12 protein-coding genes are annotated in these 15,217 nt (G+C 69.3%); 9 read left to right on the forward strand and 3 right to left on the reverse strand.

The genetic code is table 11. The features are described from left to right. The first annotated feature begins 35 nt into the window (after positions 1 to 35). From EGD98_RS07005 to EGD98_RS07040, 8 genes are all read left to right on the forward strand, one after another. Positions 36 to 2,738, forward strand: a complete 2,703-nt coding sequence (locus EGD98_RS07005) for a DUF4129 domain-containing protein (protein WP_220587625.1) — start codon at positions 36 to 38, stop codon at positions 2,736 to 2,738. Then, a complete protein-coding gene (locus tag EGD98_RS07010; protein ID WP_220587626.1) occupies positions 2,735 to 3,637 on the forward strand; it encodes a DUF7269 family protein in 903 nt (300 codons plus the stop codon). The genes EGD98_RS07005 and EGD98_RS07010 overlap by 4 nt, the downstream gene beginning before the upstream one ends. Further along, a complete protein-coding gene (locus tag EGD98_RS07015; protein ID WP_220587627.1) occupies positions 3,637 to 4,944 on the forward strand; it encodes a DUF58 domain-containing protein in 1,308 nt (435 codons plus the stop codon). The genes EGD98_RS07010 and EGD98_RS07015 overlap by 1 nt, the downstream gene beginning before the upstream one ends. After that, positions 4,945 to 6,390 carry a DUF7519 family protein gene (locus EGD98_RS07020; protein ID WP_220587628.1) on the forward strand — a complete coding sequence of 482 codons (1,446 nt, stop codon included), beginning with the start codon at positions 4,945 to 4,947 and terminating at the stop codon, positions 6,388 to 6,390. A 105-nt stretch (positions 6,391 to 6,495) separates the two neighbouring features. Further along, positions 6,496 to 7,842, forward strand: coding sequence for an AAA family ATPase (locus EGD98_RS07025; RefSeq protein ID WP_220587629.1), 1,347 nt, complete (start codon positions 6,496 to 6,498; stop codon positions 7,840 to 7,842). Positions 7,843 to 7,886: 44 nt separating this feature from the next. Next, on the forward strand, positions 7,887 to 8,261 hold the full coding sequence (locus EGD98_RS07030; RefSeq protein ID WP_220587630.1) for a DUF2237 family protein: 375 nt from the start codon (positions 7,887 to 7,889) through the stop codon (positions 8,259 to 8,261). Beyond that, complete coding sequence (locus EGD98_RS07035; protein ID WP_220587631.1) at positions 8,251 to 8,469, forward strand: hypothetical protein; 219 nt, start codon at positions 8,251 to 8,253, stop codon at positions 8,467 to 8,469. The genes EGD98_RS07030 and EGD98_RS07035 overlap by 11 nt, the downstream gene beginning before the upstream one ends. A 52-nt stretch (positions 8,470 to 8,521) precedes the next feature. Then, positions 8,522 to 11,248 (forward strand): AAA domain-containing protein, encoded by a 2,727-nt coding sequence (locus EGD98_RS07040; RefSeq protein WP_220587632.1) that lies wholly within the window; start codon positions 8,522 to 8,524, stop codon positions 11,246 to 11,248. 13 nt (positions 11,249 to 11,261) lie between these two features. Here EGD98_RS07040 and EGD98_RS07045 read toward each other — a convergent pair whose 3' ends face one another. Both EGD98_RS07045 and EGD98_RS07050 read right to left on the reverse strand, forming a co-directional pair. Continuing rightward, positions 11,262 to 12,845: a PH domain-containing protein gene (locus EGD98_RS07045; protein WP_220587633.1), complete on the reverse strand. Its 1,584-nt coding sequence runs from the start codon at positions 12,843 to 12,845 to the stop codon at positions 11,262 to 11,264. Continuing rightward, positions 12,842 to 13,303: a PH domain-containing protein gene (locus EGD98_RS07050; RefSeq protein WP_220587634.1), complete on the reverse strand. Its 462-nt coding sequence runs from the start codon at positions 13,301 to 13,303 to the stop codon at positions 12,842 to 12,844. Before EGD98_RS07050 ends, EGD98_RS07045 begins: the two co-directional genes overlap by 4 nt. Positions 13,304 to 13,453: 150 nt before the next feature. On the opposite strand from EGD98_RS07050, the gene EGD98_RS07055 reads away from it, so the two are divergent. Next, on the forward strand, positions 13,454 to 14,461 hold the full coding sequence (locus EGD98_RS07055) for a spondin domain-containing protein (RefSeq protein WP_220587635.1): 1,008 nt from the start codon (positions 13,454 to 13,456) through the stop codon (positions 14,459 to 14,461). Positions 14,462 to 14,537: 76 nt separating this feature from the next. Here the strand turns inward: EGD98_RS07055 and EGD98_RS07060 are convergent, their stop codons facing one another. After that, positions 14,538 to 15,161, reverse strand: a complete 624-nt coding sequence (locus EGD98_RS07060) for a beta-class carbonic anhydrase (protein ID WP_220587636.1) — start codon at positions 15,159 to 15,161, stop codon at positions 14,538 to 14,540. Positions 15,162 to 15,217: the final 56 nt, after the last annotated feature.

A 15,217-nucleotide genomic window follows, 5' to 3' on the forward strand; every position in this document is an offset into this window, starting at 1 on the left:
TGTAACACCGACTACCGAATCAGAGGGGTCTACGCGTGGGAACTACAGGCGGCGACGGCGGTGACAGCGGCGTCGACAGCCGCCAGCTTCTCCTGGTCGGCATCTGTATATTCGGGTTGATAGCGGCCGCGTTTCTCGCACCCGTCGTCGACGCGGGCGGTCTCGGCGGTGGCGGCCCCGGCGAGGGCGATGGTGAGGGCGAGGGCGAGGGTGAGGGTGAAGGTGAGGGTGAGGGCGATGCCGATGAGCGGGGCGAGATCGGCACAGTAGCGCCCAGAACCGTCGACGGCGAGCGCTCGCGGCGTACTGATGGCGAGCGCCGCCGTGGCGCCGAGGAGAACGACACTCGCTGGGTCACCGACGACGACGGCACCCGGTGGCGTATCGAAGAGAACGGCACGCGGTGGGTCAGCGACGACGAAGGCCCCCGCAGGGTCGTCGAGAACAACGGGACGCGGTGGGTCTCCGAGGAGAACGGCACCCGTCGGGTCGCAGAGCGCAACGGCACGCAGTGGGTCGTCGAGGAGAACGGGACGCGGTGGGTCAGAGACCGAAACGGGACCCAGTGGGTCGCCGAGAAAAACGGGACGCGGTACGTCGTCGAGGAGAACGGGACGCGATACATCGTCGAGGAGAACGGGACTCGCTGGGTCAGCGACCGGAACGGGACCAGATGGGTCGCCGAAGAGAACGGAACGCGGTACGTCGAGGAGGCGAACGGAACGCGATACGTCGAGGAGGCGAACGGAACGCGATACGTCGAGGAGGCGAACGGAACGCGGTACGTCGTCGACGAGAACGGGACTCGCCGTCCGGGCGATGCCAACGACACCCGGTGGCCGACCGACGCTAACGACACCCAGTGGCCGACCGACGCCAACGACACGCAACGGCCCGTCGACCGAACACCCCCGCCCGAGCCCCCACAGACGGGGTGTGTAGCAATCGTGAGTGGGACACCGAAGCCGGGGACCCAGACCACAGTGCGCGTGACGGTCGACACCCAGCCGTCGGCCGGCGTTCGGGTCTGGTTCAACAATCGGTTCGTCGGTCGCACAGACGACAGTGGCGCAGTGACCGGGACCGTTCCGTTCGTGACAGAACTGGACGTTACGGTGGAGTCTCCGACCGACGAGCCGTGTCGGTTCCCGCGCCGGGGGAACGGATCGGGGGCCGAGTCGGCTATCGGTAGTGGGGCGGCCGCCGCGGTCGGTCTGGGGGGCGCCGGGGCCGACCCAGCAATCGGTGTCACCGGTAACGACGCCGCGGTCCGAACCGACCAGACCAGCCAGTCCAACGCCCGAGGAGGCGTCAACAACTCCAGCCAGTACGACCTTCCGAGCAACGTCACCATTCGCGTCAACGGCGACCCGGTCGCGGGGTCGACAGTCACTCTCACCGCCACGGTCGCGGGGGTGGCGATGCCGAACGCGAGCGTGGCGGTCGACGGCACCCAGGTCGGGCGGACAGACGAGAACGGCCGGTACGAGTTGACAGTGCCGGACAGGGACCGAATCGAGGTGACAGTCAGTCGCGGCGAGATACGCGGCAACACGACCATCACCATCCCGCGGCTCTCGGTTCGCTTCGTGCCGCGACCGGTCGTCCCCGGGCAGCGAGCGACCGTCGTGGTGACACGTGGTGGCGACCCCGTCGAGAACGCCTCGGTGACCCTCGACGGACAGCGCCTGGGGACCACCGGGCCGAACGGGACGGCCTCGTTCGGGCTGCCGCTGTCGGTCAGTGGGGCGGTAACGGCCACCGTCGGCCCGCAGTCTGCTACTGCCCCGCTGTGGCTGGCCTACTGGCTCACCGCCAGTCTGACACTGTTGCTGGCATTTCTCACAGCAGTTACGACGGCGGTTACCGCCCGATGGCGCGGTTGGGGAGCCGCCCAACGGCTCGCGTACGTGTGGGCCGGCGTCTGGACGCTGTTTGTCGGCTACGTCCTCGGCAGGCGTCTCGGGCTGGCTGTCGGGGCGGTTGCAATCTTGCTCGTCGCGCTCTATCGCTATCGACGGGCCCTCTCCTCGGGCGGTGCGACGACTGTCGGGTTAGTCGGCGCGTTCCTCCAGTGGTGCAGTCGCGCCGTATTGTGGGTCGTCGAAGCCCTCGAATCGCTGGTGGACTGGGCCCGGGCGGGCGCCCAGCGACTCGCGGCGTGGCTGCGAACGTTGCCGACCTCGCTCTCGGGGCTCGCGGCGCGGCTGGCCGCCTGGCTCCGTTCGGTCCCCGCCAGCATCGGGGCCTGGCTGCGCTCGCTCCCGCTGGGTGGCGTCGCCGCAGTGGTCGGAGCCGTGGCTCTCGTCGCCGCCGCCACCTACGCCTTCGGTGGGCCCGGCTTCCTGGCCGCCGTTGCAGTGGTCCTCCTGGCCGGCCTGGGCTGGTGGCTCAGCCGCCGGGAGTCGGCGTCCCCGGCGGTCGACGATGCCGACGAATCGGTTACGGCCGGCTCCGACCGGTCGACCGACGACGTGGCGGTGGCGCCGCTGCGGGCCCTGTGGCGACGGCTCGCGAGCTGGGTCCTGCCGGGGACCTGGCAGACGAAGACGCCCGCCGAGGTGTCGCGGGCGGCGGTCGAGCGCGGACTGCCCCGTGGACCGGTCGAGACGCTGACCGAGGCGTTTCGCGACGTCGAGTACGGGGGCCGGCCCGAGGAGGAGCGACAGTCCAAGGCCCGGACAGCCCTCGACGAAATTGAGCGCGCCCACGATGCAGACGAGGAGGAGCGAGAATGAGACGGCTCACAATCGTGCTGGTCGGCCTCGGGACGTTGCTGGTCCTGCTGGGCGCTGGCTTTGGCCTGCTGTCCAGCGACCCCGCCACCAGGATACCGAGCTGGATCGCCGTGGTCGGTGGGTTGCTGGTATTCGGCCTGGCGCTCTGGAAGCTCGTGCGCTCGCCGGGCGGCGGGGAGTTCGCCGACGCTCCCTGGAGCGAGGGCGGCGCCATCGTAGCGGAGCCGCCGGAATCGACGCGGAAGACGGACCCCATCTCGGGGACCGCGCTGTCTGACGTCATCGAGACGGCCGCGAGCGACGCCCGCCAGGACACCGTACAGGCGGGGCTGGCGACGGTCAGAACACCGCTTCGGGAGACCCTCGTCGCGGCACTGCGCCGGGGCGGCTGGGAACGGGACCGTATCGAGGCGGCGCTCGCCGACGGGTCCTGGACCGACGACCCCGTCGCCGCGGCCGTCCTCGACGAGTCAGTCGTCCCTCCGGAACGGTCGCTCCGACGGCGGGTCTGGGCGTGGCTCTTCCCCGGGAACGCGGTCCGTCACCGGACGGCCCGCGCCGTCGGGGCCGTCGCCCGGGCGGCCGACGGGTCGCTGCCGCCGGTCGTCGGCCAGCAGGCCCCCCGGCCGATGCCCGTGGTCGAACCGACGCTCGACGACCTCAAGCGGGCCACCGACGGGAGCCTGCGGCGGGCCGTCGAAGGGGGCGCGTCGGTGGGTTCCCCCGAATACGAGAAAGACGGCCCCGACGGGGACTCGGCGGCCCCGGACGACACCGACGCGACACCGGAGCGCGAGAGGGACGGGTCGACCGCGGACAGTGACACACGGAGAACCGGCGAGGAGGGCGAGGACAACGCTGTCGCGTGGCCGGGCGAGCGCTCGGGAGGTGACGACTGATGGCCCGGCGGGTCCGCTGGCGCGGCGCGGTGGTCGCGACCGTCCTGCTGGGCTTTGTCGGCGGTATCGAGGGGAACGGGACCCTGCTGCTGGCTGCGACGATTCCGCTGGCCTACGTGGCCTACGGCTCGGTGTCGACGGCCTCGGTGCCGGAGACCCTCACCGTCACCCGGCAGCTCGACCCGCGCGTCGCACCGCCGGGCCACCCGGTGACCGTCACCCTCGCCGTGACCAACGACGGTGAGCGGACGGTCTCGGACCTGCGCGTGGTCGACCCCGTTCCCGAGGACCTCGCAGTGATGAAAGGAACGCCGAGAGGCGGGCAGACGCTCGAACCCGGTGAGACGCTGACGCTCTCCTATCTGGTCGTGGCTCGCCGCGGCGAGTTCGACTTCCCGCCGGCCCGTCTGCGGGTCCGGGGCTCCGGCGCGGGGGCCGTGGCGACGGCCGACCGAACGCCAGCGGGTGACACGCGACTGGTCTGCCGGCTGGACGCCGACGCGCCGCCGCTGTCAGACGTCGGCGACAAACGTGTAGGACGGCTCACGACGGACTCGCCCGGCGACGGGCTCACCTTCCACTCGACCCGGGAGTACCGCCACGGCGACCCAGCCGGCCGCATCGACTGGCGTGGCTACGCCAAGCAGGGAGAACTCTCGACCATCAACTACGACCGGCAGGTCTCGGCGACGGTCGTGTTCGTGCTGGACGCCAGGAAGGCCGCGCGGGTGGCCGCCGGGCCGGGCCGCCCGACGGCTGTCGAACTGGGCGCGTACGCCGCGACGCGGGGCCTCAACACACTGCTGGGCGCCGGCCACGACGTCGCCGTCGCCGTCGTCGGCGTCGACGGTGACGGGCCGGGCGGGCTGGTGTGGCTGCCGCCGGGCAGCGGGAGCGAACAGCGCTCGCGGGCCATCGCGGTGCTTGGCGAGGCCATCGACGCGGCCCCGGCGAGCGGGCGAGACCCGACCCGGCAGGCCCGCAAACTCGGCGGCCTGGTCGGGCGGGCGGCCCAGTTCGTGCTGGTCTCGCCGCTGCTCGACGACGCGCCGGTCGCGATGGTCGAGCAGTGGTCCGGGTCCGGCCAGTCACGAACAGTGCTCTCGCCCGATATCGTGGCGTCGAACACGGTCAGTGGCCAGTACGAACAGGTCCAGCGCCGGACCCGGCTGGCCCGCTGTCAGGCCGGCGGGGCCCGGACCATCGACTGGCGGCGCGGGACGCCGCTGCCGACCATCCTCGAAGCGACCTTCGCCGTCGAGGCCCACCGGGCCGGCGACAGCGTCCGCGCGGGAGGTGGGGGCTGAATGGCCATCGGAGGGACGCGCCTGGACAATCCGTCCGCCGTCGGTGACGAGGGCCGACCGCGAGGGGCCAGCCTGACTGTCATCGCCGTCGTCGTCGTCGCGGTGCTCGCCGCCGCCGGCTACCTCGTCGGCAAGCCGCTCATGTTCACCTCGTTCGCGCTGTTCGTCGGGTTCATGTCGGCCGGGATGGCGCTGCTGTCCCGGGACCGCCTGCAGTCCACAGTGCTTGGCCACCTCCTCTTTCTCCCGTCGGCCGTGGTCCTCTCCGCGCTGGTCGGCGCCAGCGGCCTGCTGGGCCTGGCGACTCCGGGGGTCGCCGCGCTCGCGGTCGGGGCCCTGGCCGCGATGTTCGGCGTGGCCGCCGGCTGGAACGACGCCTTCGACCGGTCGACGGTCAGGACGACGCTCGTCGAAAGCGGGCTCTCGTACCTGCTGTTCGTCGTGTGGCTTGTCGTCCTGGGTGTCTTCGTCGGCCTCGGCCTTCTCGGCCGAGGGGTAGTGCTGTCGCTCACGCGAGGGGCCGGTTCGGTCGTTTCCTTTTTCGGCCTGTTCGGACTGCTCGCCATCGCAGCCTTCTGCCTCTACGTCGCGGTCCGGGCGTTCCCAGCCATCGAACTGACGCCGGTCCACCGCCGGGACGCCGCGAGAGCGCGCTATAGACGGCTCAAATCCACATTGCTCCGGCTGACGGCGGTCGCTGGTATTGCCGTCGTCGTCGGCTTCCTGGGCCTGGTGACCGGGACGATACAGCCACTCCTGTCGGTGCCGTTCGTCGGCGGGCCGATAGTCGTGCTGACCCGGCTGACCGCGATTCCGCTGGCCTCGGTCGCCACGCTGGCCCTGATTATGGCGGTACTTGCCTGGGTGACCCGCCGGGCGACCGCGGGCTTCGAGAACCTCTCGACCCGGACGGTCGGAGCGGCCGTCGCAGCGGTCTGTTACTCCGTCGCCTTGCTGGCTTCTATCCCTACCTTCCTCCGGCTGGGCTACATTGGCGTCGCGTTCTTCTACCTCGTCCCGGTGCTCCCGCTGCTCGTTTACCTTGGCCTCGTGGGTGTCGTGATTGGCTTCGCCACCGGGATGCTCCCCGGCCGAGCCGCCTCGCCGGCAGTCGTCGCGGCCGGGCTGGTCGCGATGGGACTGGGCGGCGCCATGTACGGGTTCCCGTCACTGTTCGTCTTCGCTGCAGTGACGGGCGCGCTCGTCACCTGGGACGTGGGGACGTTCGGACTGAGCGTCACCGCCGAACTGGGGCACATCCCGGAGACGCGTCGACTGGAGCTGTACCACGGCGTCGTCGCGGTCGGCATCGGGCTGGTCGCCGTCGCCGGGCTGACCGTGATAGACCTCGCGCGTCGGTCGGTCGGGTCGGGGATCGGGTCGCCCACCACGATGGGGCTGGCGGTCCTCGGCGTCGTGCTGGTGGCCGTCGGGCTGCGGGGGTAATCGCGTTCTATCCGCGCCACTGGAGCAGAAAAAACCCGGCAGGGCCGGATAGCGACTCGCTCGCGGATGACACACTTTCATGAGAGCGGCGGCCGATTCACCGGTATGAACGAATCGAGCCTGACGCCCGAGGCGGCCGCCGGGCGCTGTCGGGACATCGTCGACAGGGTGGAGGAGGCCGTGGTCGTCGAGCGGCGCGTCCTGTACGAGACACTGGCGGGCATCATCGCTCGCGGTCACGTCCTCGTCGAGGACGTCCCGGGGACCGGCAAGACCGTCCTGGCCCGCGTCCTCGCGGAGTCACTCGGCCTCACGTTCACGCGCATCCAGTTCACGCCGGACCTCCTACCGGCTGACGTCACCGGCTCGAACATCTACAACGAGCACGAGGGGAACTTCGAGTTCGCAGAGGGCCCCGTCTTCACGAACGTCGCGCTGGCCGACGAAATCAACCGCGCGCCGCCGAAGACCCAGGCCGCCCTGCTTGAGTCGATGGAGGAGCGCCAGGTCAGTATCGACGGGACGACCCACGACCTCCCCGAGCCGTTCGTCGTCATCGCGACGCAGAACCCGGTCGAGCAGGAGGGGACCTTCCGCCTGCCCGAAGCCCAGCGGGACCGCTTCAGCGTCAAGACCTCGATGGGGTATCCCGACGTCGACGGGGAGATGGGGCTGCTGGAGATGCGGGCCAATCGACGGACTCTCGCGCCCAGTGTCGACCCGGTCGTGACCCCCGAGACGGTGCTCGAACTGCAGGAGCTGGCGGAGGACATCCGGGTCGACGAGAAGGTGCGCCGCTACATCGTCGACCTCGCCCGGGCGACACGGGCGGACGACCGCACGGAGATCGGCGTCTCTCCCCGCGGGGTCCAGCGTGTGTTCGAGGCGGTGCGGGCAAGCGCCGTCATCGACGGTCGCGAGTACGCCACGCCGGAAGACGTAAAGCGGATGGCCCGGGCGACGATGAGCCATCGGCTCATCCTGACGACCGAAGCCACCGTCGAGAACGTCGACCCCGACGACATCGTCCAGTCGGTGCTCGACAGCGTGGACGTGCCCGCCGTCTCGCCGGACGCACCGTCCGTCTCGGCCAACGGGGAGGCGAGTGTCGAGGGCGGGGCCGAACAGCTCGCCCCCAATGGGGTGAGCGACGACGGTGACGGGAGCCGTCCGAAGACGGCCGTCGAGCAGGCCGACAGCCAACCGGCGCCAGGAAACCAGCGGGACGACGGACAGGACGAGCAGGCCCAACCGGTCACCGACACCCCAGCCGACCAGCCCGACGACACCCCTGCCGACCAGCCCGACGACACCCCTGCCGACCAGCCCGACGACACCCCTGCCGACCAGCCCGACGACACCCCTGCCGACCAGCCCGACGACACCCCTGCCGACCAGCCCGACGACACCACCGACGCCGAGCTAAACGACCTGTTCACGGACGACGAGTAGTCGTCCGGCCCAACGGTTTTGCCTCGCCGACCTGGAAGGCAACCATGGAAAGCGAGACCAACGTTCTCGGTGAGGAGCTTATCGCCTGCTCGATGGACCCAACGACGGGGTTCATGCGGGACGGCTACTGTTACCCGCTGCAGCGCGACCCCGGTCGCCACGAGATCTGTGCCGTGATGACCGAGGAGTTCCTGCAGTACAGCAAAGCGCAGGGCAACGACCTCGTGACACCCCGCCCGGAACTGGAGTTTCCCGGCCTCGAACCGGGCGACCGCTGGTGTCTCTGTGTCCCCCGCTGGATAGAGGCCCACGAGGCCGATACCGCACCGCCGGTCGTCCTCGAGGCCACGAGCGAGGACGTCCTCGAAGACGTCTCCCTGGAGACGCTGCGGGAGTACGCACACGGCGATGGGGAGTGACGAGGACGAGACCCCGGCGAATCCGCCAGTGCAGTTCTACGGCATCTCTCTACGGACGCTGATACTCGCGGCAATCGCCCTCTATCTGGGGTCGCTGGCCCGCTTCGCACTGGTGACTCTCGTTCCGGGCCCGTTCGAAGTGTGTCACGGGAGACCGCCCGGACACTGCCACTTGACGTGGTTTGGCAGCGTCTCTCACCAGCACTGACCGACGCGGTCAGCCGGTGACCGACAGCGTTTTTCCGACCCCGCTCGTGGCTATGGCCGTGCAATTGCGCGGTGTCGTCGTCGACGTCGAGGACCCAAAGACCGTCACCACGGACTACGGCGAGAGCGAACTCTGCGAGGTGACGCTGCGACCCGATAGGGGCGCCGGCGAGCCGACGACCGTGACGCTGTGGGGCAAGTGGACCGAGACCGCCGAGTATCTCGACGCCGGGATGGAACTGGCCGTCTACGACCCCGACGAGCGCCAGTACCAGGGCGAGACCCAGTACTCCGTCGGCGGCGACTCGACTATCGTCGTCGAGCCATCCTTCCTCGTCGACGTGACCGACATTCGGGCGTGGGTGCAGTGTCCCCGGATGTACTACCTCCGAAAGCTGGACGGGGCCGAACTCGCCTACCCGCTCGTCAAGGGGACCGTCGTCCACGAGGTGTTCGGGGACCTGCTGCGCGGGCGAGACGTGGAGGACGCCATCGAGGACCAGGTCCACGAGGCCGGGCTGGACATCGGACTGCTGGGTCGGACCGCCGACGGCGTGGCAGGCGACGTCCGCGACCACGCGAAAGCCATCGAAGGGTGGCTGAATCAGGGCACTCTCACGGAGAAAGACCAGTGGCGCTCCGAGATGACGCTCATCTCCGAGCGCTACGGGATGAAGGGACGGGCCGACGCCGTCCGCCGGGGGATGCCGGTCGAACTCAAGACCGGGAAGAACACCAAACGCGAACCGCGCTTCCAGGACAAGATTCAGGCGACCGCCTACGCGCTGATGCTGGGCGAGCGGGCGGCAAAGTCGCTTGACGCGAGCGCGGTGATGGCCGGCGACGGCGGCGCGACACAGACGCCCATCGACGCGGCGCCCGACACCGGAACCTTGCTGTATACGAAGAACGCTGCCGTCGAGCGCACCGAGGAGAGCGGCGACCTCTCGCCGGCCAAAGAGTTCTCCATCGGCGCCGGGCTGCTGAAATACGTCATCAGGACTCGCAACGCCATCGCGGCGATGGAACACGAGACGGGCGTACCGACGGGGTACGAGGCCAACGCCAAGTGCGAGTACTGCTTCGAGCAGGACACCTGCATGGCCGTCTCGGGCCGGCTGGACCAGGAGTCAAAAGCCGGCCAGGTCGGCGTCGCAATCCCCGACGAGGAACGCGAGTACTTCGAGCAGTTCTACCGGGCTATCGAGGCCGAACGGCGCGCCGTCCACCGCGAGTACGCCAAGCTCTGGGAACAGACCCCCGAGGAACGGGCCGACGACGACCGCGCGCTCGTGGACCTGGAGCCGACTGGCCGCACCGAACTCGACGGCGGCCAGTGGGAGCTCCGTGCGAAAGGCACCGGCGCCGTCTCGAAGATTCGCGAGGGCGACTACGTGATGGCGAGCGACGGCGACCCCGTCAACGGCGACGCCGAGCTGGGGCGGGTCCAGCGGTTGAGTGACGGCGAAATCGTCGTGACGACCGACGAGCCACTCGACCTGCGGCGGCTCGACGTCTACCCCTCCGAAATCACGACCGACCGGCTCCAGAACGCGCTCCACGACGCCTTGCTCACCCAGCCTCCGGAGCGCAAGGACGTGCTCTTTGGCCGGCGCGAGCCCGCATTCGAGCCCGTCGAGGAGACGTTCATCGACAACAACGACGCCCAGAACGAGGCCTGCCAGCTGGCCGTCGGCGCCGAGGACTTCGCGCTGGTCCACGGGCCGCCCGGCACCGGGAAGACCTACACGCTGGCGCGGATGGTCCGGGCCCTGGTCGAACAGGGTGACCGTGTCCTCCTCTCCGCGTTCACCAACCGCGCCGTCGACAACGCCATCGAGGCCCTCGAAGAGCAGGGCTTCACCGACATCGTCCGCGTCGGCACCGAGAGCGGGGTCCGCGAGGATATGCAGAAGTACCGATTAGAGCAGTCCGGCGACCCCGACGAGTGTGCCGCCACCTTGCAGAACGCCCAGGTGGTCGCGGCGACGACCGCGACCTGTGGCGGGACGGCGATGCAGAGCCAGTCCTTCGACGCGGCCGTCGTCGACGAGGCCGGCCAGCTGACCGAGCCGGGGACGCTCGCGGCGACGACGCTCTCGGACCGGTTCGTGCTGGTCGGCGACCACCAGCAGCTCCCACCAGTCGTCCAGTCAGACGACGAGACGCTCTCGACGTCGCTGTTCCAGCGGCTCATCGAGGAGTTCCCCGACGCAGGTGTTATGTTGGACCGCCAGTACCGGATGGCCCAGCGCATTCAGGCCTTCGCCTCGCGGGAGTTCTACGACGGCCAGTTGCGCCCGGCAACGGGCGCGGTGGCCGCCCAGCGAATCGACGACCTCGACGGCGTCACGATGGACGGGCTGCCCGCCCATCTGCGCGACAGCGTGGCCTTCGTCGACCCCGACGGTAGCCAGACCGGCAACACCAATCCGGCGGAGGCCGACGCCGTGGCCGAGGTGGTCGAGGCCTACCGGGCGGCCGGCGTGCCCGCCGAGGATATCGGCGTCATCGCGCCGTTTCGCGCACAGGTCGCCGAACTGAACCGCCGGCTGCCCGACGTGGCAGTCGACACGGTCGACCGGTTCCAGGGGTCGAGCAAGGAGGTCATCGTGGTCTCGTTCGTCGCGACCGGCACGCTCGAAGGCCCCATCTTCGAGGACTACCGGCGCATCAACGTCGCGCTCACCCGGGCGAAGAAGGCGCTCGTCCTCGTCGGCGACGCCGACGCGCTCGGGACCGACCCGGTGTACGGCCGGATGGTCGAGTGGGCACGGTGACCGCGGGGGTCGGTCAGGCGTCGCGGTCGTGTTTTCTCGCCAGCAAGTCGCTGTAGAGTCGTTCGCGAAGGATGTCCCGTAGCTGTGCGGCGCGTTCGTCGTCCACGTCGTAGGCTCGGGCCGACCCGCCGACGATGGCGCTCGTCGACGCCGTGTCCGCCGTCACCGTCGCGAGGTCGCGCCGGCGCTGGAACGGCGAGCGGCCGACGAACACCGTCTGGACCCGGTAGTACGGGACGATTCGGGTTGTCTGTCGCCAGAACCCCGTCCGCGTCGCCAGTACGTCCTCGTCCAACGCGATGCCGCGGTGTCGCCACCGGAGGTGCGCGGCGGGCGGGACGACGAGGAAGAGTCCAAGCAACAGCCACCAGTAGCCACTGGCGAGCAGGAACGTATCGACGGCGTACCCGATGGCGGTTACGACGCCGGCGACGATTGCAAACCGGGCGGCGTACCGACGACGGGCCCGCGTCGGCGCGCGCTCGAAGTCGAGGTCGCCGAACGGTTCGATGTCGTGGGCGAGGTCGTAGACGACGGGCCGGGGTGCCATCGGGATGGCGACCCCCTGGCCCGACTCCCGGTTGCCGCCGCTGTAGCCCGCCGTCTCGACGACGAGGGTGGCGAGTCCGAACCGGCGCATCACGACGTTCTCCCGTATCGAGACCGTCTGGACCTTCGACAGCGGGATGGTCCCGCTGTAGCGACGGAGCAACCCCCGCTCGTAGCGCAGGTCGTCGCCCTCACGGACGAGGGTAAAGCCGTAGTACTCGATGACCGTCAGGACGACGCTCAACACGAGGGCGGCCACCAGGAACTGCAGGGCGGTAAAGACCACCAGCGCAACCAGCTGTGGCGGTCCGAGCGCGTCGAGCACGGGAAGGGAAACCGTACTCCGCCCACCGACCAGTCCCAGATTGAACCGGACGACGGTCAGCAGGGCGTCGATACCCAGTGGCAGCCCGATCAGGAGCAGGACCGGTGCGGCCGGCCGCACCGAAACGAGTGCGTAGGTCAGCAGGTCCCGGGTCGAAAAGTTGAACAGCTCCTCAGTGTCGGAGCGCCCGGCCCGCTCGTCGGTCCGGTCGGTGGGCTCGTCGGCGGCCCCGACAGGCGGTTCGACTACCGTCTCGTCCGTGGTCTCCTCGCCCGCTCTCTTGTCTGTCTCACCGTGGCGCTGGACGAGCCGGCGCAACCGCTCTGCCTCCGCCTCGTCGACGGCGTTGAGTGTCGCCTCGGTGGTGGCGCCACCCGCAGTCTCGAAGGCCACGACGCTGAGCCCGAGTACGCGGTTCACCACGCCCTGCCTGCTGTCCACGTTCTGGATGCGCCCGAGCGGTATCTCCCTGGACTGTCGAGCGATAACGCCCGATTCGACCCGTAGCGTATCCCCTTCGATTTCGTACGTGAACCGGTAGTATCGCGCCATCGCGAAGCCACCGAGGACCAGGGCCAGCGCCGGAATTAGCAGCGGGACGGCTGCCGCGGGGAGGCCGAGGAGCCCGGCCAGCGTGGTCCCGGCGATGACGCCGAAGAAGGCGCCCTGGAGCAGCCCGCGGCCGACGCGCAGGGCGCCACTGAGTGGGTGGAGCCGTCTCATACGGCGTCCGTGGCCTCGCTCTCGCCGGCGAGGTCACGCAGGCGTTCGCGCAGTTCGGTCGCCCGCTCGGGTCGCAGCCCCGGCATCGTGATATCCGCGCCACGTGAGCCAGCGGTGTAGATGACGACGCTTGCGAGCCCGGCGGTTCGCTCGACAGGGCCGCGCGTGGTGTCGACGTGCTGGACCCTGACGTACGGGACTGACGTGTCGGTTCGTGTCACCACGCCCCGGACGAGAAAGAGCGCGTCGTCCTGCAGCTCGAACCGCCAGATGCGGTGGGCGAAGACGGCGTGGGCGGCGCCCAGCGAGGCCAGAATCACCCAGCCGGCGACGGCGAGTTCGACCGGCAAGGAGAGGACGAGTCGGTCCGCGACGACGACGAGGCCGACGAGAACCAGGCTACCGAGAGCCGTCCGACCGGTCCACAGCAGCCTGACTCGCGGGTGCAGCGACTCCATACCATGTCGTGGGCCGAGAGCCGGATTAATCGTACGGACCGGATTGCGCGGGGGAGACCGACTCCGAAGAGAGTCTGGGGGAAATTGGAACAGAGTCGTCCCCAATGTAGAAAAATGCCTATTCAAACCCCCTCCGTGGGCCCAGACGCAATGTCAGACAGTTCGACTCGACGGAAATTTATCGCCGCGACGGGGAGCGCGGCCGCGCTCGCCCTCGCCGGCTGTAGCGGCGACACCGGGGGTAGTGGCACCACGACCGGGACTGCCGAGAACATGACCGAAGCGGGGACGATGGACGATCAGATGACCGAGGACGGCATGATGGAACAGCGGACCGTCACCGTCCGCATCGAGAACGTCGCGCCCTCGGATTTCTACGGCGCAGACAGCCACACCGGCGGCGGGATCTGGATAACGCCCGGCGCCTACGCGGTCCACTCCGGTGACAACCCCATCTTCACGGAAGGCGAGGCCGCCTCTATCGGCCTCGAAGCGCTGGCCGAGGCCGGGCCGCCGACGGGCTTCGAGGGCGAACCGGGCCTCGTGGACGAGCTCGGCGGCATGAACGACGGCATGGGTGACGACGGCGACTCGATGGACGACAGTGAGTCGATGGACAACGGTATGAGCGGCACCGTCGCTCACTCGGGGGCCTACACACCCGAGAACACCGTCGCGGACCCGAACGACCCGATGGGCGAGGTGCCCGGCGCACCGCCCATCGCCCCCGGTGGCGCCTTCGAGTTCGACGTACAGGCCACGCCCGGCCAGAAGCTCTCCTTCGCGAGTATGTTCGTCCCGTCGAACGACATCTTCATCTCGCCCGGGGCGGGCGGCATCCCGCTCTGGCCCGAGGAGGGCGAGCCGGTGGACGACGACGTGACCGACAGCGTCTACCTCTGGGACGCCGGGACAGAACCCAACGGCGAGCCCGGTCAGGGGCCGGACCAGGCGCCCGCACAGGACAGCGCGACCCAGGGCGGCGACGAGGGCGGTGTCGTCCGGCGACTCAACGATGTCGACGACGGCTACAGCTACCCCGACGTGAGCAACGTCATCCGGGTGACGCTGACACCCCACGAATCCATGGACGGCGGCGGCATGAACGACGGCAACGAGATGGGCACCGAGACGATGGGCGACGACTCGATGAATTAAGCCCCCAGCCACATCCTGCCGATGCAGAACGGTCCTGGTCTCCCGCAGTTGCTATCCGGCGGCCCTGCGCGGTGCCTTACACTCGTTCGCTGATTTCCTCACCGATTCGTTCGCCCGGTCGACGCAAGTGGCCGCTTTCGACCTCGTAGACGTAGCCAGTCACCGTGACGTCGTCCGGAATCAGCGGGTGGTCCGCCAGATACGCGACCTGTGCCGTACAGGCCTCGTCGATGTCGTCGGTCATGCGAACCCACTCGGCGATTGACGCGTCACCGATGTTCAAATCGGGCAGCGCCGGGTCGAGGTCCACGTCGTCCATCTCGCCGCCCACAGTGGCTTCCAGGCCGCCGACGACGTCCTCGTCCGCGGCACTCATCATCCCGCAGTCGGTGTGGTTGACGACGATTATCTCCTCGGTGTCGAAGAACTGGAGCGTCAGCGCGGCCGACCGGACGACGTCGTCGGTGACCTTGCCACCGGCGTTACGGAAGACGTGCGCATCACCGAGTTCGAGGCCCAGCACCTCCTCGACCGGGATGCGCTCGTCCATACAGGCGAGGACGAACAGTCGCTTGTCGTTCGGAATGTCCTTGCGGCGCCGGCGCGCCCAGTCGTCGCGGGCGTCGACCGACTCGTCGACCCACTCGTGGACGTGCCCGGCTTCGGGCGGGTCGCGGTCTTCGTGTGTGTGATGTGCCATCGATTCACTGTTCGAGGCCCCGCACAATCACTTTTGTCACCAGTAAGATAGGAACC

This window comes from Haloarcula salinisoli (assembly GCF_019599405.1).
GTDB classification, from domain to species: domain Archaea; phylum Halobacteriota; class Halobacteria; order Halobacteriales; family Haloarculaceae; genus Haloarcula; species Haloarcula salinisoli.